Annotated in this window: 22 protein-coding genes; 7 read left to right on the plus strand and 15 right to left on the minus strand. The window is 66.8% G+C overall.

Annotated features, from left to right (window positions below):
- Nucleotides 1-102: 102 nt before the first annotated feature.
- The 4 genes from ACFWUP_RS05600 (at nt 103) to bluB (ending at nt 4,933) form a co-directional block, all read left to right on the plus strand.
- Entirely contained in the window at nt 103-1,233 is a 1,131-nt protein-coding gene (locus ACFWUP_RS05600; RefSeq protein ID WP_379231105.1) for a ferredoxin reductase, read from the plus strand.
- Nucleotides 1,234-1,530: 297 nt separating this feature from the next.
- On the plus strand, nt 1,531-2,934 hold the full coding sequence (locus tag ACFWUP_RS05605) for a fatty acid desaturase family protein (protein ID WP_379231107.1): 1,404 nt from the start codon (nt 1,531-1,533) through the stop codon (nt 2,932-2,934).
- Nucleotides 2,935-3,028: 94 nt separating this feature from the next.
- The gene (locus ACFWUP_RS05610; protein ID WP_379231109.1) at nt 3,029-4,273 is read left to right on the plus strand and encodes a fatty acid desaturase family protein; all 1,245 of its coding nucleotides are present in this window, start codon (nt 3,029-3,031) and stop codon (nt 4,271-4,273) included.
- Nucleotides 4,274-4,288: 15 nt separating this feature from the next.
- Nucleotides 4,289-4,933 carry a 5,6-dimethylbenzimidazole synthase gene (gene bluB, locus ACFWUP_RS05615; RefSeq protein WP_379231111.1) on the plus strand — a complete coding sequence of 215 codons (645 nt, stop codon included), beginning with the start codon at nt 4,289-4,291 and terminating at the stop codon, nt 4,931-4,933.
- Between the two features lie 49 nt (nt 4,934-4,982).
- Here bluB and hpf read toward each other — a convergent pair whose 3' ends face one another.
- The 6 genes from hpf to ACFWUP_RS05645 form a co-directional block, all read right to left on the minus strand.
- Nucleotides 4,983-5,654, minus strand: a complete 672-nt coding sequence (gene hpf, locus ACFWUP_RS05620) for a ribosome hibernation-promoting factor, HPF/YfiA family (RefSeq protein ID WP_379231113.1) — start codon at nt 5,652-5,654, stop codon at nt 4,983-4,985.
- Nucleotides 5,655-5,836: 182 nt separating this feature from the next.
- Nucleotides 5,837-6,481, minus strand: a complete 645-nt coding sequence (locus tag ACFWUP_RS05625) for a ComF family protein (RefSeq protein WP_379231115.1) — start codon at nt 6,479-6,481, stop codon at nt 5,837-5,839.
- Nucleotides 6,482-6,514: 33 nt separating this feature from the next.
- Nucleotides 6,515-8,332, minus strand: a complete 1,818-nt coding sequence (gene lpqB / locus ACFWUP_RS05630; protein WP_379231117.1) for an MtrAB system accessory lipoprotein LpqB — start codon at nt 8,330-8,332, stop codon at nt 6,515-6,517.
- A complete protein-coding gene (mtrB, locus tag ACFWUP_RS05635) occupies nt 8,329-10,158 on the minus strand; it encodes an MtrAB system histidine kinase MtrB (RefSeq protein ID WP_379231731.1) in 1,830 nt (609 codons plus the stop codon). Before mtrB ends, lpqB begins: the two co-directional genes overlap by 4 nt.
- A gap of 70 nt (nt 10,159-10,228) precedes the next feature.
- Nucleotides 10,229-10,906 carry an MtrAB system response regulator MtrA gene (gene mtrA / locus ACFWUP_RS05640; protein WP_379231119.1) on the minus strand — a complete coding sequence of 226 codons (678 nt, stop codon included), beginning with the start codon at nt 10,904-10,906 and terminating at the stop codon, nt 10,229-10,231.
- Nucleotides 10,907-10,983: 77 nt separating this feature from the next.
- Complete coding sequence (locus ACFWUP_RS05645; protein WP_379231121.1) at nt 10,984-11,631, minus strand: dTMP kinase; 648 nt, start codon at nt 11,629-11,631, stop codon at nt 10,984-10,986.
- A gap of 75 nt (nt 11,632-11,706) precedes the next feature.
- Here ACFWUP_RS05645 and ACFWUP_RS05650 point away from each other — a divergent pair, with 75 nt between their 5' ends.
- A complete protein-coding gene (locus tag ACFWUP_RS05650; protein WP_379231123.1) occupies nt 11,707-12,000 on the plus strand; it encodes a hypothetical protein in 294 nt (97 codons plus the stop codon).
- Between the two features lie 55 nt (nt 12,001-12,055).
- Here the strand turns inward: ACFWUP_RS05650 and ahcY are convergent, their stop codons facing one another.
- From ahcY to cofD, 9 genes are all read right to left on the minus strand, one after another.
- On the minus strand, nt 12,056-13,537 hold the full coding sequence (gene ahcY, locus ACFWUP_RS05655; RefSeq protein ID WP_379231125.1) for an adenosylhomocysteinase: 1,482 nt from the start codon (nt 13,535-13,537) through the stop codon (nt 12,056-12,058).
- A gap of 57 nt (nt 13,538-13,594) precedes the next feature.
- A complete protein-coding gene (locus ACFWUP_RS05660; RefSeq protein ID WP_379231127.1) occupies nt 13,595-14,752 on the minus strand; it encodes an alkane 1-monooxygenase in 1,158 nt (385 codons plus the stop codon).
- A 131-nt stretch (nt 14,753-14,883) separates the two neighbouring features.
- Nucleotides 14,884-15,543, minus strand: coding sequence for a TetR family transcriptional regulator (locus tag ACFWUP_RS05665; RefSeq protein WP_379231129.1), 660 nt, complete (start codon nt 15,541-15,543; stop codon nt 14,884-14,886).
- Nucleotides 15,540-15,722, minus strand: coding sequence for a rubredoxin (locus ACFWUP_RS05670; RefSeq protein WP_379231131.1), 183 nt, complete (start codon nt 15,720-15,722; stop codon nt 15,540-15,542). The genes ACFWUP_RS05665 and ACFWUP_RS05670 overlap by 4 nt, the downstream gene beginning before the upstream one ends.
- Entirely contained in the window at nt 15,719-15,892 is a 174-nt protein-coding gene (locus tag ACFWUP_RS05675) for a rubredoxin (RefSeq protein WP_379231133.1), read from the minus strand. The genes ACFWUP_RS05670 and ACFWUP_RS05675 overlap by 4 nt, the downstream gene beginning before the upstream one ends.
- Nucleotides 15,889-17,124: an alkane 1-monooxygenase gene (locus ACFWUP_RS05680; protein ID WP_379231733.1), complete on the minus strand. Its 1,236-nt coding sequence runs from the start codon at nt 17,122-17,124 to the stop codon at nt 15,889-15,891. Before ACFWUP_RS05680 ends, ACFWUP_RS05675 begins: the two co-directional genes overlap by 4 nt.
- Nucleotides 17,125-17,327: 203 nt before the next feature.
- On the minus strand, nt 17,328-17,855 hold the full coding sequence (locus ACFWUP_RS05685; protein ID WP_379231135.1) for an NUDIX hydrolase: 528 nt from the start codon (nt 17,853-17,855) through the stop codon (nt 17,328-17,330).
- 91 nt (nt 17,856-17,946) lie between these two features.
- On the minus strand, nt 17,947-19,293 hold the full coding sequence (locus ACFWUP_RS05690; protein ID WP_379231137.1) for a coenzyme F420-0:L-glutamate ligase: 1,347 nt from the start codon (nt 19,291-19,293) through the stop codon (nt 17,947-17,949).
- Nucleotides 19,290-20,258, minus strand: coding sequence for a 2-phospho-L-lactate transferase (gene cofD / locus ACFWUP_RS05695; protein ID WP_379231734.1), 969 nt, complete (start codon nt 20,256-20,258; stop codon nt 19,290-19,292). The genes ACFWUP_RS05690 and cofD overlap by 4 nt, the downstream gene beginning before the upstream one ends.
- A gap of 545 nt (nt 20,259-20,803) precedes the next feature.
- Here cofD and ACFWUP_RS05700 point away from each other — a divergent pair.
- Nucleotides 20,804-21,037, plus strand: a complete 234-nt coding sequence (locus tag ACFWUP_RS05700; RefSeq protein WP_133733920.1) for a WhiB family transcriptional regulator — start codon at nt 20,804-20,806, stop codon at nt 21,035-21,037.
- A 120-nt stretch (nt 21,038-21,157) separates the two neighbouring features.
- Nucleotides 21,158-21,640, plus strand: coding sequence for a metallopeptidase family protein (locus ACFWUP_RS05705; protein ID WP_194826429.1), 483 nt, complete (start codon nt 21,158-21,160; stop codon nt 21,638-21,640).
- Nucleotides 21,641-21,681 lie beyond the last annotated feature (41 nt).

Here is a 21,681-nt window from a genome sequence, read left to right on the forward strand (position 1 = left end):
TCACTGTTCACAACTGGCGCTGAACCTACGATGCCGTAACCTTGCTGCGAGCGAGTCACCCCCACGGTGGCTCGAATGTACGACAGGGAGAAATCGCAGCGCATGGTCCTCAATAAGTTCCGGGAATGGCTCGAAGCACCGGCGGCGCAGGTCGCCGATCGTGGCGGCAAGCTGAACGTGTTGCGTGGCGCGGTAGCCCGGGTGACCACTCCCCTGCTGCCCGACGACTACCTACACCTGGCCAACCCGCTGTGGTCGGCGCGCGAGCTGCGCGGGCGCATCGTCGAGGTGCGCAAGGAGACCGCCGACTCGGCGACCCTGGTGATCAAGCCGGGCTGGGGCTTCGACTTCAAGTACCGGCCCGGGCAGTACATCGGCATCGGCATCCTGATCGACGGCCGCTGGAACTGGCGTTCCTACTCGCTCACCTGCCCGCCCGACTGGACCGGGGAGGGCGGCAAGCGGCTCATCTCCATCGCGGTGAAGGCGATGCCGGAGGGCAAGCTGTCCAGCCACCTTGTCAACGGAGTGGCCGAGGGCACCATCGTGCGCCTTGCCGCGCCGCAGGGCGGTTTCGTGCTCCCCGAGCCGCCGCCGGCGAAGGTGCTGTTCCTCACCGCGGGCAGCGGTATCACCCCGGTGATGTCGATGCTGCGCACGATGGACCGCCGCGACGGCGTCCACGATGTGGTGCACGTCCATTCCGCGCCCACCGACGCCGACGTGATGTTCGGCGCCGAACTGCGCGCCCTGCACGACAAACACCCCAGCTTCGTCTCGCACCTGCAGCTCACCGACGCACAGGGCCTGTTCTCCCTGGCCAGCCTCGACGAGCTCTACCCCGACTGGCGCGAGCGCGAGACCTGGGCCTGCGGACCTGCCCCGATGCTCGACGCGATCGAGAACCACTGGAAGAGCGCGGGTGTGGCCGACAAGCTGCACGTCGAACGCTTCGAGGTGGAACGCTCCGCGGTCGGCGAGGGCGGCACCGTGACCTTCGGCACCACGGGACGCACCCTCACCGTCGACGGCGCAACCAGCCTGCTCGAAGCCGGTGAGTCCGTCGGCGTGCAGTTGCCCTTCGGCTGCCGCATGGGCATCTGCCAGACCTGCGTGGTCACTCTGTCCGCCGGACACGCCCGCGATCTGCGCAACGGTGACGAACGTCAACCCGGCGACAAGGTCCAAACCTGCATCTCCGCCGCCGCGGGCGACTGCACGCTGGACATCTAACCGATTGTCGAAGCCGGAACCGGGTATCCTCGAAGCATGCGTCGGCCATGACCCTTGACCGACGGCAATCGCTCAGGCCCTTGACTTCGATCAACACCTGAGGGCACCCGCTAGGACCACTCACAAGGACACAGCCAGTGAGCGCCGAGCTTTCATGCGGCGCAGCCGCGGTTTTCGGCCGCCTCGATCTGGACTGACCGGAGGGTGCGACGAAGGAGTGCCCGGAGGGAGGGAAGATCGAGGTTACGAGGCCGAAAACCCGCGGCTGCGCCGCTATTAAACACAGGAGGACCCCCGGTGGCTATCACCGATATCCAGGCCTTCGCCCATCTGACGGCGGCTGACATCGAGACCCTGGGGAAAGAACTCGATTCGATCCGCCGCGAGGTGGAGACCTCGCGTGGCGAACGCGACGCGAGGTACATCCGCCGCACCATCGCGGCCCAGCGCGCCCTCGAGGTCGCCGGGCGCGCGGTGCTGTTCGGCAGCCGTAACCGGTGGGCGTGGCTCGGCGGTACCGCGATGCTCTCGGTCGCCAAGATCATCGAGAACATGGAGCTCGGCCACAATGTGAGCCACGGCCAGTGGGACTGGATGAACGACCCCGAGATCCACTCCACCACCTGGGAGTGGGACCAGACGGGCCCGTCGGCACAGTGGCGGCGCGCGCACAACTATTCGCACCACACCTACACCAATGTCCTCGGCAAGGACGAGGATCTCGGTTTCGGCATTCTGCGGATGACGCGTGACGAGCAGTGGCGCCCACTGCATCTGGCCCAGCCCGCCGCGAATCTGCTGCTGGCCGCGACCTTCGAGTGGGGTATCGCGCTGCACGATCTCGGCATCGAGAAGGAGCTGGCCGGAATCGAGGCGGGCACCCTCACCTCGCCGCCCGATCTCGATTTCTACCGCAAGGCGGGGAGTCAGGTCGTCAAGGATTTCGTGATCTACCCGGCACTCACCGGCCCGGCCTGGAAGTCCACGCTCAAGGCCAACGCGGCTGCCAATCTGGTACGCAACCTGTGGTCGTACGCGGTGATCTTCTGCGGGCACTTCCCCGACGGGGCGCAGAAGTTCGCCGCCGAACAGCTCGACGGGGAAACCCAGGGCGAGTGGTACCTGCGTCAGATGCTGGGCAGCGCCAACTTCAAGGCCGGTCCCGTGATGGCGTTCATGAGCGGCAACCTCTGCTACCAGATCGAGCACCACCTGTTCCCCGACCTGCCGAGTAATCGGTATTCCGAAGTCGCGGTGCGGGTGCGCGAGCTGTGTGACAAGTACGACCTGCCCTACACCACCGGGTCGCTGGGCAAGCAGTACCTGCTGGCCTTCCGCACCATCCACAAGCTGGCGCTGCCGGACCGGTTCCTCAAGCGCACCGCCGACGACGCGCCCGAGACGTCCTCGGAGCGCAAGTTCGCCGGTATCTCGCTGCCCGAGAGCCTGCGGGTGGATCCGGAGACCGGGAAGCGGTTCGGGCTGCGGTCGGCGCTGCACGATGCGAAGGTCTCGCTCGAGATCAAGGCACGGCACGAGAAGGAAGTGCTGCGCGAGGCGAAGTCGGCGCTCAAGGCGCGGGCGCGGCAGGAGAAGCTGGCGTTGCGCGAGGCCAAGCGGGCGCTGGGCGAGCGCGCGGTGCACGAGCGCGGGGTGCTGCGTGACAAAGCCGCACGTCGCATGGCTCGTCGAGCCCGATAACATTTGCGTCTCGATTACGCAATAGGACTTATCACACAATTCGGCCCGAAAATCGCCAACCTACGCTCTCGTAACTTACGGTACTGTAGCCGCCATGGCGATCTCGGATGTCAAGGAATACGCGCACCTCACCGCAGCGGATGTCGAAGCTCTCGGAACGGAGTTCGACGCGATCCGTCGAGAAATCGAATCCTCCCGCGGTGCGGACGACGCGCGCTATATCCGCAATGTCATCCGCCTACAACGCGCACTCGAGATCAGCGGGCGCACCGTCCTGTTCGCCAGCTTCCTGCCCCCGGCCTGGCTGGCGGGTGTCGCCCTGCTCGGCTCCGCCAAGATCATCGAGAACATGGAGATCGGGCACAACGTCATGCACGGGCAGTGGGACTGGATGAACGATCCGGAGATCCACTCCACCGCGTGGGAATGGGACAACGCGGGCCCGTCGGCGCACTGGAAGATCACCCACAACTTCCTGCACCACAAGTACACCAACGTGCTCGGCATGGACGACGACATCGGCTACGGCCTGCTGCGCGTCACCCGTGACCAGCGCTGGATCCCGTTCTACCTGGGCAACCCGATCTACAACCTCATCCTGCAGGCGCTGTTCGAGTACGGGGTCGCGATCCAGCACCTCGAGCTGGGCAAGGTCGCCAAGAAGAAGTGGGCCAAGGACTCCCCCGAGTGGAAGCAGTTCGAGGCCGACCGCGCGGTGGTGCTGAAGAAGATCGGCAAGCAGGCCCTCAAGGACTACGTGGTCTTCCCGCTGCTCACCGGCCCGTCGTTCGTCACCACGCTCACCGCCAACATCGCCGCCAACGTGGTGCGCAATGTGTGGACCAACGCGATCATCTTCTGCGGACACTTCCCCGACGGCGCCGAGAAGTTCACCAAGGCCGACATCGAGGGCGAGACCAAGGGCGAGTGGTACCTGCGCCAGATGTTGGGCAGCGCCAACATCAGCGGCGGCCCGCTGCTGCACTTCATGAGCGGCAACCTCAGCCACCAGATCGAACACCACCTGTTCCCCGACCTGCCGAGCAACCGCTACGCCGCCATCGCGGTGCGGGTGCGTGAGCTGGCCGAGAAGTACGACCTGCCCTACACCACCGGTTCGCTGCCGGTGCAGTACTTCAAGTCGTGGCGCACCATCCTCAAGCTCTCGCTGCCGAACAAGTACCTGCGCCACACCACCGACGACGCGCCGGAAACCAAGTCCGAGCGGCTGTTCGCCGGCAACACCGCTCCCTCGATCGACCCGGTGACCGGGCGTCGTCAGGGTCTGCGCACCGCGCTGGCGGCCGGTCGTAAGCTGGCCCGCCGCACGGTGGCCTGACCCGGCTGCGGTTGTATGGTCGGCGTGAGTGCCGACCAACTGAGCGTCTACGACGCGATCCGCCTGCGTCGTGACGTGCGCGCCGAGTTCACCGGCGAGCCGGTCGACGAGCAGACCCTGCTGCGAATTCTCGACGCCGCGCATCGCGCGCCCAGCGTCGGGAACTCACAGCCGTGGGACTTCGTGGTGGTTCGTCAGCCCGAGACGCTGCGCCGTTTCGCCGAGCACGTGGCGGACAAGCGGGTCGAATTCGGTGCGTCGCTGCCTGCCGAGCGGGCCGCGACCTTCGAACCGATCAAGATCGACGGGATCATCGAGAGCGGCACGGGTGTCGTTGTCACCCACGATGATTCGCGCGGCGGGCCGCAGGTACTCGGCCGCGCGAGTGTGCCCGAGACCGGTGTGTACTCGACGGTGCTGGCCATCCAGAACCTGTGGCTCGCGGCGACCGCGGAGCGGGTGGGGGTGGGCTGGGTGTCGTTCTACGAGCCGGAATTCCTGCGCGAACTCGTCGGCTTACCCGACGGGATCAAGCCGGTGGCCTGGCTGTGCGTGGGGCCGGTCGGCGAATTCCAGCAGGTACCGGATCTGGAACGGTTCGGCTGGCGGGCACGACGCTCGCTGAGCGAGGCCGTGCATCACGAAACTTTCAGCCGCTGAGCATGATCCGGGCACCCGCTCGTAGCGGATGCCCGGATCCGTGACAGTTCTAGGCCAGCTTGATCAGGCCGTAGTCGAAGGCGTGTCGGCGATAGACCACCGACGGGCGATCGGTCTCTTTGTCGTGGAACAGGAAGAAGTCGTGGCCGACCAATTCCATCTGGTAGAGGGCGTCGTCCACCGACATGGGTGTCGCGGTGTGCACCTTGGTGCGCACGATGTGGCCGGGGCCGGTGTCGTCGGCCGCGTCGTCGTGGTCGTGCGCGGCGGAACCGTCCGGCAGAGCGAACAGCGAGTCGTCGACGAGTGTCGCGGTGGCCTGCGCGACCGAGACCGGCGTCTTGTCGCCGTAGTGCACGCGCCGCTTGTCCTTGGTCCGGCGCAGCCTGCTCTCGATCTTCTGGACGGCGGATTCGAGTGCGGCGTAGAAACTGTCGGCGCATGCCTCGGCGCGCACGATCGGTCCGCGGCCGCGCGCGGTGATCTCCACGCGCTGACAGGCCTTGCGTTGACGACGGTTGCGTTCGTGGAACAGTTCCACATCGAAGAGGAAGATCGACGGGTCGAAGCGCTCCAACCGAGACAGCTTCTCCGCGACATAGATTCGATAGTGGTCAGGAATTTCGACGTTGCGACCGGAGACCACCACTTCGGCGTTCGGGGTCTCGAATTCGATCGTTTCGGTGGCACCGTCCTGTAGTGCCTGTGAAGAAGTCGTCACGCGTACCTCCCGGATATGGCCGCTCGACAGAAACGAAGGGCGGCGGGATTGAGCTGTGCCGATCGGGATTCGCCCGGCACCTGTATCCGCGGCACCACCTCCCAGACTTGCGGTTCGGTGTGTGTTCGCGACGCTAGTCCGCCACGAGCAAGTCCGCCACTGTTCACGCGAACTTTCCTCAGTCAAGCCGCACAGGTCACCAAAACCGCGCGCGGAACTATGCCGATTCGGCTAAGAACACGTATCGATTCACAGGCGGTGGCGCCGGTGGTGAGCACATCGTCGACCAGCACGACCTGCGCATTCGCACCGAGAGCGGCACCTTCGTCCGGATCGGCGACGGTCATGATCTTGCCGCGCAGATTGTGGGTGCGTTCACGCGGCGTCAAGCCCACCGAATCACGCACGCCGCTGCCCATCCGCAGCAGTGGCGCGGTTCGGCAATCGAGCAGCCACCGCGCCGCGATCACGGCCGAACGCGCCACCGGATCCCCGCCACGGCGACGGGCCGCGGCGGTTCTGGTCGGGGCGGGTACGAGCAGCAGCGGACGATCAGGTGCCCGTAGGCGGGCCAGCGCGTGGGCCAGTGCCAGGCCGAGGGGCGCGGCAAGATCGCGCCTGCCGTGCTCCTTGGCCGCGAGCACCGCCCGCCGACCCACACCCGAGTACGGGCCGAGCGCCCAGCACGGCACCCCCGGATCAGCGCGTGGCCGGACCCGAATCGGACCCCGACCGAGTTCGGCGGCGCATCCGGCACACCATTGCTCCCCGAGCGAACCACAGCCCCCACACCGGTCGGGCAGGATCAGATCCAGCAGCGCCTTCATAGCGAGCGAGTATGGCAGTGGGCACTGACAAGTTCAGCTCGGCAGGACCGGTACGACGCGTTCTCCGGTCAATCCGGGGACCTCGCGCCAGAAACGGTCGTTGCGGGTGGGATCGGCGGTCTGTAGCTGCAGGACGGCCCGGGAATCGGCCACGTACTGCGTGGCCGGGGCCGCGGTCACCACCCGGACCGGCGGGGTGAGGTTCTGTGAGGTCACGGCGCTGAACTGGGAGCCGTCGATGGAGACGGTGAAGACCGGGTCCACATTGCCTTCGCGGGCGACCATGATGGTGTCGCCGGTGATCCAGCTCAGCGAGACCGCGCGCGAACTCAGGCCGAGCGCCAGCGGTAGCGGGGAGGTGAGCGCGTACTTGCCGTCGGGGCGACGCTGCACCACCGCGACGTAGACCTTGCCGTCGGCGATCAGTGCCGCGCGCACGCCGGTGCGCGAGATCACCACCTCACTGATCGGCGTCCGCGGTGCGCCCGCGCCTTCGACCAGGGCCGAGATGTCGACGTCCTCGGTGGAGACGTTGCCGGTGGTGCGATCGGTGACCGCTCTGATCACCCGTTCACCGTCGATCACCGTCCAGGCGGCGCCGCCGTCGCTGGTCCAGGACGGGCGCGCGATGGTGCCGCCCTCGGCGACCGCGAACGCCTTGGCGCCGTAGTTGCCGATGAGCAGCGTGCGGGCCGGTTCGGGGATCGGTTTGCCGGAGTCGGCGACCGCGGCGACGAACTGGCCGTCGGCCGAGATGCCGACCGACTGCAGATTGGTCGCCTCGCCGAACGAACCGCTCGGCGTGACGATCCCGTCGGGGGTGACCTGCACCAGGGTCCCGTTGCGCAGCGCGTGCAAGCCGATCCGGTTCTGGCCGGGCGCCGAAGCGCTGTACTGGTCGACATCGGCCACCGACCAGCCGGTGGCCGCGTACCGGTCGTCGAGCGGTTTACCGTCGGCGAGCAGCACATACGGACCGAGGATCTCGGCGCCGGACAACGTGAGCACCACCTGCGCGGCGAGCAGTTCGCGCTCGCGCTGGCCGAGCCCACCGAGGCCGGCGAAGTCGATGCGCACCCCGCCGATGCCGACACCCACATCGCCGGGTTCGTTGTTGGCCTTGGTGATCGGACCGCGCAACGCCACCGGCTGCGCCAACTGGTTGCGCACCACCGGGGCGATCGCGGACTGCGGTCCCTCAGCGAGCATCCCGATCAGTCGCTCGGTGAGCTGGGCGCGCGGCACCGAGATCCAGCGCGGATCCGGGACGAGCAGCGAATTGCCAGGGTCGATGTAGTGCAGGACGTAGCGGTGATAGGACTTGACGAAGTCGTCGTTGTCCATCACCACACCCGCGGGCAGCTCGGTGATCCGCCACTCGCCGTCGATCTTGCTCATCTCGATCTTGTTCTCGAGGGTGCCCTCGGTGGCGCGGTAGCCGCCGTCGCGGGCGAGCTCGCCGACCTTGCGGGCGCGCAGTACGTAACTGGCCTTGTCGCCGGACCGCGACTCGCGCAGAGTGTCGGGGCGGTCGTCGACGATGGTGGTGCTCGCCTCGTCGTTCCAGCTGCCCGCGGTCTCGGGCGCCATGTACTGGCGGGCCGCGGCGTGGCGGTTGGTGGGATCGGCGCTGGCGGTGAGGAAATCGCCGAGCAGCAGGTCGGGGTCGCGGCCTGCGATCGGCGGCGTCGGACCCTCCGAGGTCGGGGCGCGGTTGATCGTGCCGAGCGCTTGCGGCGCGGAGGACTCCGGCAGACTCGCGCACCCGGTGAGCACCATCAGGGCGGTGAGTACCGCTGCGACCAGTGCGGCGCCGTGCCGATCCCGACGATCACCACGCGCGCTGGTCATGACTCGGTCTCTCCCGTCTGGCTGGGTTTCGATGTGTCGGCGGGGGCGGTGCCGCGCCCGTTCGGCTGCGCGCCCGCGGTGGGCGTTTCGATACCGGGCTCGTCGGTCGATGGTCCGGCTTCGCGCGGTTCGACCATCTCATGGCCGTCGGACTCGGCAGCCGTCGGATCGACCACGCTCGCCGGCTCGGCTCCGTTCGACTCGACATCGGCCGCGGGCACGTCGATGATCGTCGACTCGGCGGCTCCGATTTCCGGCAGCGCGGGGACCTTGCGCAGCATCGGTTCCAGAGCCAGTGGGCTCTGACCGAGCTTGCGGCCACGCACCATCGGCAGCAGCAACCGGAAGCTCGCGCCGACGCCAGGATCGCCCCACGCTTCGAGCCTGCCCTCGTGCAGATTCGCGTCCTCGACGCTGATCGAAAGGCCGAGCCCGGTGCCGCCCGAGCGGCGCACGCGCGAAGGGTCGGAGCGCCAGAACCGGTTGAACACCAGCTTCTCCTCGCCCGGCCGCAGCCCGACGCCCTGATCGCGCACCACCGTCGCGACGGCGTTGGTCTCGGCGTCGCCGCGCATGCGGATCAGCACCGGTTTGCCCTCGGAGTGGTCGATCGCGTTGGCGAGCAGGTTGCGCAGCACGCGTTCGACGCGGCGCGGGTCGACCTCGGCGATCACCGGCTCCTCCGGCAGGTCGACCACGACTTCGATCTCGGCGTCGCGGGCCAGGTGGCGCACCGTGGAGATCGCGGCCCGCGCGCACATCCGCACATCCAGCGATTCGACCTGCAGTTCGGCCACACCCGCGTCGTGGCGGGAGATCTCGAGCAGGTCGTTGAGCAGGCCCTCGAACCGGTCGAGTTCGTTGACGAGCAGCTCCGAGCTGCGCGCGAGGGCCGGGTCGAGTTCGTCGCTGGAACCGTGGATGAGGTCGGCGGCCATACGCACCGTGGTGAGCGGGGTGCGCAGTTCGTGGCTGACATCGGAGGTGAAGCGGCGCTGCAGATTGCCGAATTCCTCGAGCTGGGTGATCTGGTTCGACAGGCTCTCGGCCATCTCGTTGAACGCCTGCGCCAGGCGCGCCATGTCGTCCTCGCCGCGCACCAGCATGCGTTCTTTGAGTCGGCCGTCGGCGAATCGGCCCGCGATCCGTGCCGCCGACCGGATCGGCAGCACCACCTGCCTGGTGACAAGGGCGGTGATCGCGGCGAGCAACACCAGCAGCACCACACCACCGATGAGCATCGTGCCGCGCATCAGCGACAGGCTCGATTCCTCGCTGGCCAACGGGAAGATCAGGTAGATCTCCAGCGTCGCGACCTCGGCACTGGGACTGCCGATCACCAGCGCGCGGCCGCGGTAACCGTCGGGGTCGGCGACAGTGGTGAACTGGTAGGAGATCTGGTTGCGCTGGACGAACCGGCGCAGTTCTTGGGGCACCTCGCCGAGCGGGCCGACCTGGATCTCGTGCGGCGGTGTGCCACCGACCATGGCCAGCGCGGAGTCGAAACTGCCCGCGGCGCCGGTGGACTGGCCGGTGCCGCCACGGCTGGACAGCGCGGAGCGCGCGTCGGCGAGTTGCTGGTCCTGGCTGCCGACCTGGGGGCCCGACATCTTGTTCTCGATCGTGCTGCGGGCACGCTCCATTTCCTCGACGGCCGCGTTGATCTTGGCCTCGAGGAGCCGGTCGGTGATCTGACCGGTCAGCACGACCCCGAGGATCGTGATCACGATGAGCGACAGGGTCAGCGTCGAAACGATGACACGCAACTGCAGCGAACGGCGCCACAGATGGCCGAGTGCGGTCCCGACGGCCTGGAACCAGGCCATGATCGGAGTCGCCCATCCCCGCAGCCGCGCCACTGGACCAGTGGTCACAGCGGCGCCCCGCAGTGACCGATCACGGCGGTCCGGCCTTGTATCCGACCCCGCGCACCGTCAGCACGATCTCCGGGTTCTCCGGATCCTTCTCGACCTTGGCGCGCAGTCGCTGCACGTGCACGTTCACCAGGCGGGTGTCGGCGGCGTGCCGGTAACCCCACACCTGTTCGAGCAGCACCTCACGGGTGAACACCTGCCGCGGCTTGCGCGCGAGCGCGACCAGCAGGTCGAACTCCAGTGGGGTGAGCGAGATCTGACCGGGACCGCGCGTCACCTTGTGCGCGGGCACATCGATGACGATGTCGGCGATCGAGAGCAGCTCGGCGGGCTCGTCCTCGGTGCGGCGCAGGCGCGCTCGCACGCGGGCGACGAGTTCCTTGGGCTTGAAGGGTTTGACGATGTAGTCGTCGGCACCGGACTCCAGGCCGAGGACCACATCGACCGTGTCGGTCTTGGCGGTGAGCATGACGATCGGAACGCCGGAATCGGCCCGCAGCACACGACATACGTCGATGCCGTTCATGCCGGGCAGCATCAGGTCCAGCAGAACCAGGTCGGGGCGGATCTCCCGCACCGCCGACAGGGCCTGTGTGCCATCGCCGACCACATGCGGGTCGAACCCTTCCCCGCGCAAGACGATGGTCAGCATCTCAGCGAGTGCCATATCGCCGTCGACGACCAGAATCTTGGGCTTCATAGTCCTATGTTGTCATCTCCATGGCCAGGATCGGGCTGCCACGCCATTAATGGTGTGAACCCGTCGCGTATCCAACCTTATCCGGAAAAGATTTCCGAACAGAGGGTGAGTAACGCAGGCCTGTCGTCATCGGATCGGTATGTCCACCACCGGCCGAACCAGTCGCGGTCGGCGAGTTCACGATAGACCTCGCCGGTGCGGTGCTGCAGACCGCCGTCCCGTTCGTAGGCATCGAGGGCGCGTGCGTCGTCGAGTTCGCCTCGGAGACGGGCACGTTCGGCCGCGACCTCGGTGGGAATGTCGAGCAGCACAGTGAGGTCCGGCGTGGGCAGTTCGAGCCTGCCGAACTCCAGATCGCCCACCCACGAGACGATTTCGCCGTCGGCGTCCTGGTGCGCCCGTGCGGCCGAGTAGGCGGCGTTGGAGGCCACCCAGCGGTCCAGGATCACGATGTCGTTGCCGCCCAACAGGTCCGCTAGTTCCGCGCGCGCGGCGGCCCGGTCGAGCGCGAACATGATCGCCATCGCGTTGATCGACCCCGCCAGGTCGCCATTGCCCCCGCGCAGCGCTTCCGCGGCGAGGTCGGCGTGGATCGAATGCCCGTATTGCGGAAAGGCCAGACTGTCCGCCCGCACCCCTTTGCCGGACAATTCGGCGATCAGCCCATCGATCAAAGTCCGTTTGCCGGCACCGTCGAGCCCCTCGACCGCAATCAGTACGCCCATGCGCAGCAGATTACCCGCCGGACACCCCAGTTCTGCGGTCTGGCCCACTCCCTTCGCACCGGCAATGCTTCCGCCATGACAACGATCTTCCGCACCTGCGCGGCCACCCTCGCCATCACCGCCCTCATGGCAGCGTGCGCGGCCGTCACCGCCCCGACCGCAACAGCACAGGCGGACGGATCGGGTTCCCTGAGTCAGCTGGTCACCGGCCTGGTCACGACCGGCTCCGGCCCCGCCCTGTTGACCGGAAGCAACGACGCCGCCGCCACCACCGGCTCCAGCGACCTGGCAGGCGCACTGCTCTGCGGCCTGCTCGCCATGAGCAGCGCGGGCGGCCCCTCCATCTGCGACACCGGAATCGTCGGGTAATGACGACGGTGGCCCGCCGACCGCAGGGTCGACGGGCCACCGTGGTGTGCGGAACTCAGTAGCGGTAGTGGTCGGGCTTGTACGGGCCTTCCACGTCCACGTTGATGTATTCGGCCTGGTCCTTGGTGAGCTTGGTGAGCTCGCCGCCGAGGGCTTCGACGTGGATCTTGGCGACCTTCTCGTCGAGGTGCTTGGGCAGGCGGTAGACCTCGTTGTCGTACTCCTGCGGCTTGGTCCACAGTTCGATCTGGGCGATGACCTGGTTGGAGAAGCTGTTGGACATCACGAACGAGGGGTGGCCGGTGGCGTTGCCCAGGTTGAGCAGGCGGCCTTCCGACAGCACGATGATCGACTTACCCGAGTCGAAGGTCCACTCGTCGACCTGCGGCTTGATGTTGATCCGGGTGGCACCGCAACGCTCGAGCGCGGCCATGTCGATCTCGTTGTCGAAGTGGCCGATGTTGCCGAGGATCGCGTGATCCTTCATCGCCTTCATGTGGTCGAGGGTGATGATGTCCTTGTTGCCGGTGGAGGTGATCACGATGTCGGCGTCGCCGATCGCGTTCTCGACAGTGACCACGTCGTAGCCGTCCATCAGCGCCTGCAGCGCGTTGATCGGGTCGATCTCGGTGACCTGCACGCGCGCGCCCTGGCCCGCGAGCGACTCCGCGCAGCCCTTGCCGACGTCGCCGTAACCGCAGATCAGCACCTTCTTGCCGCCGATGAGCACATCGGTGCCGCGGTTGATGCCGTCGATCAGCGAGTGGCGGGTGCCGTACTTGTTGTCGAACTTGGACTTGGTGACCGAGTCGTTGACGTTGATCGCCGGGAACACCAGCTCACCCGCGGCGGCGAACTGGTACAGCCGCAGCACGCCGGTGGTGGTCTCCTCGGTGACACCCTTGACCGATTCGGCGATGGTGCTCCACTTGGTCTTGTCGGCCTCGAGGCTTTCGCGCAGCAGGTCGAGGAAGACGGTGTACTCGGCGGAGTGGTCGGCGTCGGCGGGCGGGACAACACCGGCCTTCTCGAACTGGGCGCCGCGCAGCACGAGCATGGTCGCGTCGCCACCGTCGTCGAGGATCATGTTGGCGGGCTCGTTGGGCCAGGTGAGCATCTGCTCGGCGGCCCACCAGTACTCCTCCAGCGTCTCGCCCTTCCAGGCGAACACGGGGATACCGGCGGGCTTGTCGACGGTGCCGTGCGGGCCGACCACGATGGCGGCGGCGGCGTGGTCCTGGGTGGAGAAGATGTTGCAGGAGGCCCAGCGCACGTCGGCGCCGAGGGCTACGAGGGTTTCGATCAGGACGGCGGTCTGGACCGTCATGTGCAGCGATCCGGAGATTCGCGCGCCCTTCAGCGGCTGGACGTCGTGGTATTCACGGCGCAGCGCCATCAGGCCCGGCATCTCGTGCTCGGCGAGGCGAATCTCCTTGCGGCCGAATTCGGCCAGCGAGAGGTCTGCCACCTTGTAGTCGATGCCGTTGCGGACGTCGGGGGTGAGCTCGGTGCGCGCGGGGAGTTCTGAGGTCGTCACGTTGGTTAGGTTACCGGTTGGGGCGGCGCGAGTTCCCCGGTCTGTCGAGGTGGGGTCTCAGGCCGCCGCGCGGTATCGGGTCAGCAACCGTCGCGGCTTCTCCGGTGCGACGTTGGCCAGGCTCAGATCGCCGCCGTAATGGGCGGCGACGCGGGGGTCCATCACCGCACGCCACAGCGGCGGGACGGCCGCCAGCACGATCATGGTGGCGTACCCGGCGGGCAGCTGCGGGGCTTCCTCGCTGCTGCGCAGGGTCTGATAGCGACGTCCGGGGTTGGCGTGGTGGTCGCTGTGGCGCTGCAGATGGAACAGGAAGATGTTGGTGACCAGGCGGTCGGAGTTCCAGCTGTCGCGCGGGGAGCACCGTTCGTAGCGGCCGTTGGCCTTGCGGGCGCGCAGCAGTCCGTAGTGCTCGACGTAGTTGACCGTCTCGAGCAGTCCGAAGCCGATCACGGCCTGGATGACCAGCCACGGCGCGATCGTCGGGCCGAACACCAGCATCAGCGAACCGGACAGCACCGCCGTTATCGCCCATGCCTGCAGGATGTTGTTCTCGACGCTCCACCAGCCACGATTGCGTCGCAGCAGCCGTGCGCGCTCCAGCTCGATGGCGGATCGGAATCCGCCGATCACGCTGCGCGGCAAGAACTCCCACAGCGTTTCACCGAGCCGCGCACTGGCCGGATCCTCCGGTGTTGCCACCCGGGCGTGATGTCCACGGTTGTGTTCGACGAAGAAATGCCCGTACCCCGATTGGGCCAGCGCGATCTTCGACAGCAATTTCTCAGCACTCTCGACGCGGTGGCCGAGTTCGTGGGCGGCGTTGATGCCTATGCCGCTGACGAAGCCGACCGTGGCGGCCAAGCCGAGCTTGTCGACCAGCGCCAGTTCCGGACTCGTCCACATGAAGCAGGCCACGCCGAGGCTGATCAGCTGGATCGGCAGGAACAGATAGGTGCACCACCGGTAGTACCGGTCGGCCGACAGCGCGGCGTAGTCCTCGTCGCGGGGATTGTTGCCATCCTCACCGACGATCCAGTCCAGCACGGGGATGGCGATCAGGACGATGACCGGCCCGATCCACCAGAACACTTCCGCCTTGGTCCAGTACACCAGTTGGGAAGGCAGCAGCGCGCACGCCGGGGCGATCAGCCCTAAAGCCCAGAGATACCGTTTGGGATCACGAAAACCCCCCGGTTTGCCAACCGTTTGCACACCCGCTCCGCTACAAAAAGACCAATCGCCGACCGATGTGAATACTGACAGACCGTAGGCGCGTTACACAGCGGCAGATCCTCAAACGTGGTGATGGTTACACACGGGCGAATCAGGCCTTGTGACTTCTCTTAGTGGTCCAGGTCACCAGATGGGACGCGCACGCCTCGTACCTGCACAATTGCCTCCACGTACGGACTGAGCAGTGCGCTCATCTCGGCGGGGGCGTCCCGCTCGGGCACGGGCGGATTCGGAATGTAGCTCAGCGCGATCCGAACCAGCGCGTGCGCGAGCAGATCGGCCTCGGCCTCGGTCGCGTTCACCCAACTGTGCGTGAAAACTCCGGTCAGGCGCGCGGTGGCGTGCTCGAGCAGCGGTGCGGCGTCGAGGGTGATCAACCGCAGCAGGTCCGGTTTCATCTCCCCGCTCAGCAGCGATCGGACCAGAGGGTCGCCGGCGGCGGAGAGGAAGAAGCCGCTCATCCCGACCCGGATCGCGGCGCGCGCGTCGCCGACATTGGCGTCGAGTGCGTCGCGCACGTGGTCGACGAGGTCGTCGGCCAGGCGCAGCGCGTAGGCCTGCGAGAGACCGGAGCGCGAACCGAATTCGTTGTAGAGCGTCTGCCTGCTCACCCCCGCCGTGGCGGCGACGTCACCGAGCGTGACCTTGGACCAGTCACGCTCGGTGAGCAGTTCGCGCATCCCGTCGAGGACCGAGTTGCGCAGCAGTTCGCGCGCGGCCTCCTGGTACGGGATGCGCGAACCGGTGCGCGGAGTGCCCGCGACGCTCACGAACGTTCGATCTCGACCATGAAGAAGTCGGACTTTTGAGCGCCGCAGTCCGGGCAGGTCCAGTCGTCGGGGATGTCGTCCCAGCGGGTGCCGGGGGCCAGGCCGTCGTCGGGCCAGCCCTGCGCCTCGTCGTATTCGAAACCGCACTGTGCGCACTGGTACAGCTTGTAGTCGGTCACCGGGAAACTCCTACCGCCTCGAAGTCGATCTTCTCCCGTACCCCACAGTCCGGACAGCACCAGTCGTCGGGGACGGCCGTCCACAGTGTGCCAGGCGGAAATCCTTCGCGTGGGGCACCTTTGGCCTCATCGAAGACGAAGTCGCATACCGGGCATTTGTAGGCACTCATGACTGAACCTCGGTTCCGTACTTTTCCAGCACCCGCTCCCGGCGCTTGGGTTCGATATTGGCGAGGGTGACATCGCCGCCGTAGTGCGCGAGTACGCGCTTGTCCATCACCTTGCGCCAGATCGGCGGGAAGTAGGCGATCAGGATCAGGCTGGCGTAGCCGCTCGGCAGGTTCGGCGCACCGTCCCAGCTGCGCAGCGTCTGGTAGCGCCGGGTCGGATACGCGTGGTGGTCACTGTGGCGCTGCAGGTGATAGAGGAAGATGTTGGTGACGATGTGGTCGCTGTTCCAGCTGTGCGCGGGCGCCGGGCGTTCGTAGCGTCCGCTCGCGGTCTTCTGCCGGACCAGGCCGTAGTGCTCGAGATAGTTCACCGACTCGAGCAGGCTGAAACCGAAGATGGCCTGCAGGATCAGATACGGCAGCACCTCGATGCCGAACACCGCGATCAAACCCAGCCACAGCACCACCGACATCGCCCAGGCATTGAGCACGTCGTTGCGCAACGTCCACGGTCCCTTCTCCAGCCGCCCGAGACGTTCCTTCTCGAGATGCCACGCCGAGCGCAGACTCCCCCAGACCGTGCGTGGCCAGAAGGCCCAGAACGACTCCCCCAGACGCGCACTCGCCGGATCCTCCGGTGTGGCGACGCGCACGTGGTGGCCGCGATTGTGCTCGATATAGAAGTGCCCGTAGAACGACTGCGCCAGCGCGACGCGAGACAGCCAGCGCTCGAGTTCGACCTTCTTGTGGCCGAGTTCGTGCGCGGTATTGATGCCGATGCCGCCGATCATGCCGACGCTGATCGCGATACCGATCTTGTCGACGACATTGGCGCCACCGGGGAAACCGAGCCAGTGCAGGTTCGGCGCGGTGATGATGTAGCAGGCGAAGATCAGCGACGCGTACTGGAACGGCAGGTACAGGTACGTCAGGTACCGGTAGTACTTGTCGTTCTCCAGGGCCTCCATGACCTCGTCGGGCGGGTTGTCGCCGTCGGGCCCGAAGAACAGGTCGGCCAGCGGGATCACGATGTAGATCAGGATCGGACCCAGCCAGAACGGGACTTCGGCCAGGCGATGCCAGCCGAATTGATTGATCACCCAGATCAGGGGGATCGCGATCGTGAACAGGCCGGTCGGGGCGAACAGGCCCCACAGCCACAAATAGCGTTTGGAATCTCGCCACTGCGGCGGGGCTACCCGCTGCTCGGACGTGTTGGCATCGGTCGACATCATCGTCTCCATCCCAGAGGCACATCTCACACCTGTGATGTGCGTAACTCTCTGTCACAGACGATATGTCTGGATCTGTCCGCTGTCTAGACAAATTCCGCAATTTGTAAAGCTGTGCTGGCCGGATAACAGAAAAGGCGACCGCGCCACCAGGGCGCGGTCGCCATCGTTACAGGTCAGAGACCTTTCAAGGCCCCTTTACATCAGGGCGCTGACCGGAGCAGCACGTCTGTGCCGACCGGTAGCCCGTCGACCGGCCACCACCGCAGATCGTCGGATTCGGCACTGCGCACCGGCATCGCGTTCGGCGGCGCGACGATCTCGAAGAGCAGGTCGAGATGGCGCGTCGGCACGCCGAGCGAGCAGGTGATCGGATGCGCCTGCGCGCCGTAGAGACCGGGCGTGAGCACCAGGTCGGGGATGCCGGATTCCTCGACCGCTTCGCGTAGCGCCGCGTCCTGCACGGTCTCGTCCCCGGGTTCGCAGTGACCGCCCAGCTGGATCCAGCGACCCACGCGCGGGTGCAGGGTGAGCAGGATTTCGCGGCGATCGTGGGACAGCACGATGGCCGAGGCGGTGATGTGGCCAGGGGCGTGTTCGCGCAGGCAGCCGCGGGGCGCGGAACCGAGGAAGGCCAGAATCGCTTCGCGCAGTGAGTGATCCGGGCCTGGTTCCGGCTTCCATTCGGTGAGCAGCTCCGTGGCCGAAGCGTGCAGCGACTCCGCGCTCATCTCGACTCCCCTGTCTCGGCGCGCGTCTGCGCGCTCGGCTCCGGCCATGCGGACTCCTCGGTCACCGACGTGGCGGCGCGTGGCGTCGAACTCACAGTTCCACCAGGCCGGCGCCTGCCGAGCTGACGGTGCGCGGAACCGGCGCTTCCAGCGGATGACCGATCGCGATGGCGCCCAACGGCATCCAGTCCTCGTCGAGACCCAGCACCTCGCGGACTATCTCCGGCGCGAAGATGGTCGAGCCGATCCAGCAGCTGCCGAGACCGTCGGCGGCCAGCGCCACCAGCAGGCCCTGCACCGCCGCGCCGACCGCCACCGTGAACATCGTCTGCTCGGCGGCCTGGCGACGCGCGTCGGGATAGTGGTGGGCACCGTCGGGCACGCAGAACGGGATGACCACCTCCGGCGCGTCGAAAAGGATGCGCCCGCGCGCGATTCGGCGCCGTACGCGTTCGGGGTCGAGTCCGTCTGCGGTGAGATCGTCGCTCCACTTCTCCGTCATGGCCTCGAGCAGCTGCGCGCGCAGGGTCGCCTTGCGCAGCCAGACGAAGCGCACGGGACGGGTGTGGTGCGGTGCGGGCGCGGTGAGGCCGACCGCGACGGCGGCGCGGATCCGTTCCGGGTCCACCGGCTCGTCGCTGAACGCGCGCACCGAACGACGCAGCGGCACAGCCTCTTTGCGACCCTGTTCCAGCGCCTCGGCGGTGCCGAGCCAGAACAGGTCGTCGACACCGCCGCGCAGCAGCGTCGCCGCGGTCGACCCGTCGTCGTCGGTGCGCAGTCCGCGCACCACCGCCACGGGCACGCCGCCGAGCTTGCCCTTGACCAGATCGGCGGCCGCGGCGAGTTCGTCGGCGATGGCCACCTGAGTGACGTGCAGTTCGTTGCCCTGCCCGTCCACCGAGCCGTCGTAGTCGTGCAGCACCCGCAGCCCGGCCGCGCCGATGGCCGCGTCGATCTGCCCGTTGCGCCAAGCCCGGCCCATCGTGTCGGTGACGACCACGGCCACGTCGACACCGAGTCGCTGGGCCAGCGCGGTGCGCAGGGCTTTGGCGCTGCCGTCGGGATCGACTGGCAGCAGCACCAATTCGCCCTCGGCCACATTGGAGCCGTCGACGCCGGAGGCCGCCTGCACGATGCCGAGGCGGTTCTCGGTGATGAGGGTGCGGCCCTTGCGCGCGAGCACCCGAACGGCCTCGGACTCGACCAGCTCGCGACGGGCGGTGTCGCGCTCCTCCGGATCGGTCGGCGCCGCGACGATGCGCCCCTCCACCTTCGAGACGATCTTGCTGGTGACCACGATGATGTCGCCGTCGGCGAGCCAAGGCGCTTGTGCCGCAAGGTGTTCGGCGATGTCGTCGCCCGGCCGGAATTCCGGCAGACCGCGCACCGGCAGAATCCGCAGCTCGTCGGCCGCGTGATCGGGCAGGACGCTCATGCCTTCACACCCGCCAATTCCAGTGCGGCGCGGGCCATTTCGGCAGTCGCCCCCGGGTCGCTCATCAGCAGGGGCACACTGCGCACCTCGACGCCGGGCACCTCGGCGGTGTCGGTGGAGTGCACCAGCCACCCGTCGAGGATGCCGGTGGCCGAGCGCGCACCGTAGTGGCGGCCGATCGCCTCGGCGGTGGATTCCACGCCGATCGCCGTCAGACACTCATCGGCCATGCCGCGCAACGGCTTTCCGTCGATCACCGGCGAGAGCCCGATCACCTTGGCGTCGGTGGTGCGCAGCGCACCCCGGATTCCGGGCACCGCGAGGATCGCGCCGATGCTCACGACGGGGTTCGAAGGGGCCAGCAACACGGCGTCAGCCGACGCTATGATTTCGGTCACATTCGGCGCCGGAGAGGCTTGCTCGGCGCCGATCGAGGCAAATCCGTGAGTCGGAAGCGCCGCGCGGTACCGCACCCACCATTCCTGAAAGTGGATCGCGCGACGTTCGCCAGCATTATCGGGATCGCTGACCACCACGTGGGTTTCGCAACGATCGTCGGTAGCCGGGATCAGCTTCACGCCCGGTTGCCACCGATTACACAGCGCTTCGGTGACCGCGGACAGCGGATATCCGGCGCGCAGCATTTCGGTGCGAATGAGATGGGTGGCGATATCGCGATCGCCCAGGCCGAACCAATCGGGCTGGGCGTTGTATTTCGCCAGCTCCTCTTTCGCGTGCCAGGTTTCGTCGGCGTGGCCCCAGCCACGCTCGGGATCGATGCCACCGCCGAGGGTGTACATGCAGGTGTCGAGGTCGGGACAGATGCGGAGGCCATGCATCCAGACGTCGTCGCCGACGTTGACGATGGCATTGATGTCGGCTTCGGGCAGCAGCTGCCGGACGCCCTGGAGGAACCGGGCACCGCCGACGCCGCCGACGAGAACGGCGATCTTGGGCTCGCGCACCGCGTGTTGTGCAGTCACAAGGTCACAGCCTAGTGACCGAGGGTTGCCGGACGATTTCGCGCCGAATTCCAGGGAAGTTGCTGGTCATTTGCCACGGCACATAACAAGATCAACACGAAAGGCGGGTCCGGAGTGTAACGGAAGGGTGACGGCGGGTTGACCACCGGCAAGTGCGGCGTGTCTAATCACAGACATGTCATTCCGGTCACCGCGAGAGGGCATAGCGCGGGGGCGTTTGCGAGAGGGTTCCAACTCGCCTGAAAAGGCCGAGAGTGCCACCGCATCGGAAGGCAGGCTCGGGGAAGCCCGCGAGACTACATCGCGGTGTTGGGCCGTCGGAGTTTCATCTGGTCCGACGGAAAGAATCATTCTGCGCTAACACATAGTGAGGAGGCGGAACGATGACCGAAGATCTGGTCTCGCCGACCGATTCCACAGCAGGCGCAGCTCACGCTGTCTGCGCTGACATGAGCTGGCAGGAACCGGACGTAGTAAGCGAAGTCGCGGCTCCCCGGCTGAGTCTGGTCGTCACGGGCTTCGACGAAATGTTCGAATCGATCGAGGAGCAGTGGCAGGAACGTGCCCTCTGCGCCCAGACCGATCCAGAGGCGTTCTTCCCCGAGAAGGGCGGCTCGACGCGTGAGGCCAAGCGCATCTGCTTGGGTTGTGAAGTACGTGACCAGTGCCTGGAATACGCACTGGCACATGATGAACGCTTCGGCATCTGGGGCGGTCTCTCGGAACGAGAGCGTCGCAGGCTGAAGCGCGGAATCGGTTAAGTGACTGTTCGAAAGTAGACTCTCTCCAGGCCTGGCCCGGAGTCACGCAGGCGCAGTACGTCGGTGTCTCCGGGCGAACGCCCTACTCAACACGGTGCAGGCGAGAGAGGTGAAAGACCCATGGCACGTTCCCGGCGTCATTCCCCGGCACCCACCGCCCGTTCGGTGACCCGCCGCGGCCGAGGTGTTCGTGGTCCCATGCTCCCGCCGACGGTGCCCGCGTGGCGCACCAGAGGGCAGAAATTCGATCGACTCGTGCTCGAGGCCTTCGCTCCGCTCGACACCCGCTGGCACGATCGGCTCACCAAGCTCGATATCGCCGTCGACGACGTGCCGAAAATCCGTCCGCTGCATCCTGATTCGGTCACCTGGCCGGACGAGGTCGTCGCCGACGGACCGGTTCCGCTGTCGCGGCTCATCCCCGCCGGCGTCGACCGCCACGGTGCGGCCACCCGCGCCAGGGTGGTGCTGTTCCGCAAACCGCTCGAACTGCGCGCCGCCGACCCCGACGATCTCGTCGAGTTGTTGCGCGAGGTCCTCGTGCAACAGATCGCCACCTACCTCGGCGTCGACCCCGATCTGATAGATCCAGAACCCGAATAAGCGAAACCTCCGCATGCGCTCCGGCCGTGCGCAGTCTGACG

The organism is Nocardia sp. NPDC058658 (assembly GCF_042716665.1).
Taxonomy (GTDB): Bacteria; Actinomycetota; Actinomycetes; order Mycobacteriales; family Mycobacteriaceae; genus Nocardia.

Excerpts from the sequence above, each read along its gene's own strand:
- mtrA (WP_379231119.1), bottom strand. The coding sequence starts at position 10,906 with ATGAAGCCCAAGATTCTGGTCGTCGACGGCGATATGGCACTCGCTGAG.
- ACFWUP_RS05690 (WP_379231137.1), bottom strand. The coding sequence starts at position 19,293 with ATGAGCGTCCTGCCCGATCACGCGGCCGACGAGCTGCGGATTCTGCCG.
- ACFWUP_RS05685 (WP_379231135.1), bottom strand. The coding sequence starts at position 17,855 with ATGAGCGCGGAGTCGCTGCACGCTTCGGCCACGGAGCTGCTCACCGAA.
- ACFWUP_RS05680 (WP_379231733.1), bottom strand. The coding sequence starts at position 17,124 with ATGTCGACCGATGCCAACACGTCCGAGCAGCGGGTAGCCCCGCCGCAG.
- ACFWUP_RS05600 (WP_379231105.1), top strand. The coding sequence starts at position 103 with ATGGTCCTCAATAAGTTCCGGGAATGGCTCGAAGCACCGGCGGCGCAG.
- ACFWUP_RS05610 (WP_379231109.1), top strand. The coding sequence starts at position 3,029 with ATGGCGATCTCGGATGTCAAGGAATACGCGCACCTCACCGCAGCGGAT.
- ACFWUP_RS05650 (WP_379231123.1), top strand. The coding sequence starts at position 11,707 with ATGACAACGATCTTCCGCACCTGCGCGGCCACCCTCGCCATCACCGCC.
- ACFWUP_RS05625 (WP_379231115.1), bottom strand. The coding sequence starts at position 6,481 with ATGAAGGCGCTGCTGGATCTGATCCTGCCCGACCGGTGTGGGGGCTGT.
- mtrB (WP_379231731.1), bottom strand. The coding sequence starts at position 10,158 with ATGGCCTGGTTCCAGGCCGTCGGGACCGCACTCGGCCATCTGTGGCGC.
- lpqB (WP_379231117.1), bottom strand. The coding sequence starts at position 8,332 with ATGACCAGCGCGCGTGGTGATCGTCGGGATCGGCACGGCGCCGCACTG.
- ACFWUP_RS05705 (WP_194826429.1), top strand. The coding sequence starts at position 21,158 with ATGGCACGTTCCCGGCGTCATTCCCCGGCACCCACCGCCCGTTCGGTG.
- ACFWUP_RS05675 (WP_379231133.1), bottom strand. The coding sequence starts at position 15,892 with ATGAGTGCCTACAAATGCCCGGTATGCGACTTCGTCTTCGATGAGGCC.
- ACFWUP_RS05645 (WP_379231121.1), bottom strand. The coding sequence starts at position 11,631 with ATGGGCGTACTGATTGCGGTCGAGGGGCTCGACGGTGCCGGCAAACGG.
- bluB (WP_379231111.1), top strand. The coding sequence starts at position 4,289 with ATGGTCGGCGTGAGTGCCGACCAACTGAGCGTCTACGACGCGATCCGC.
- ACFWUP_RS05700 (WP_133733920.1), top strand. The coding sequence starts at position 20,804 with ATGTTCGAATCGATCGAGGAGCAGTGGCAGGAACGTGCCCTCTGCGCC.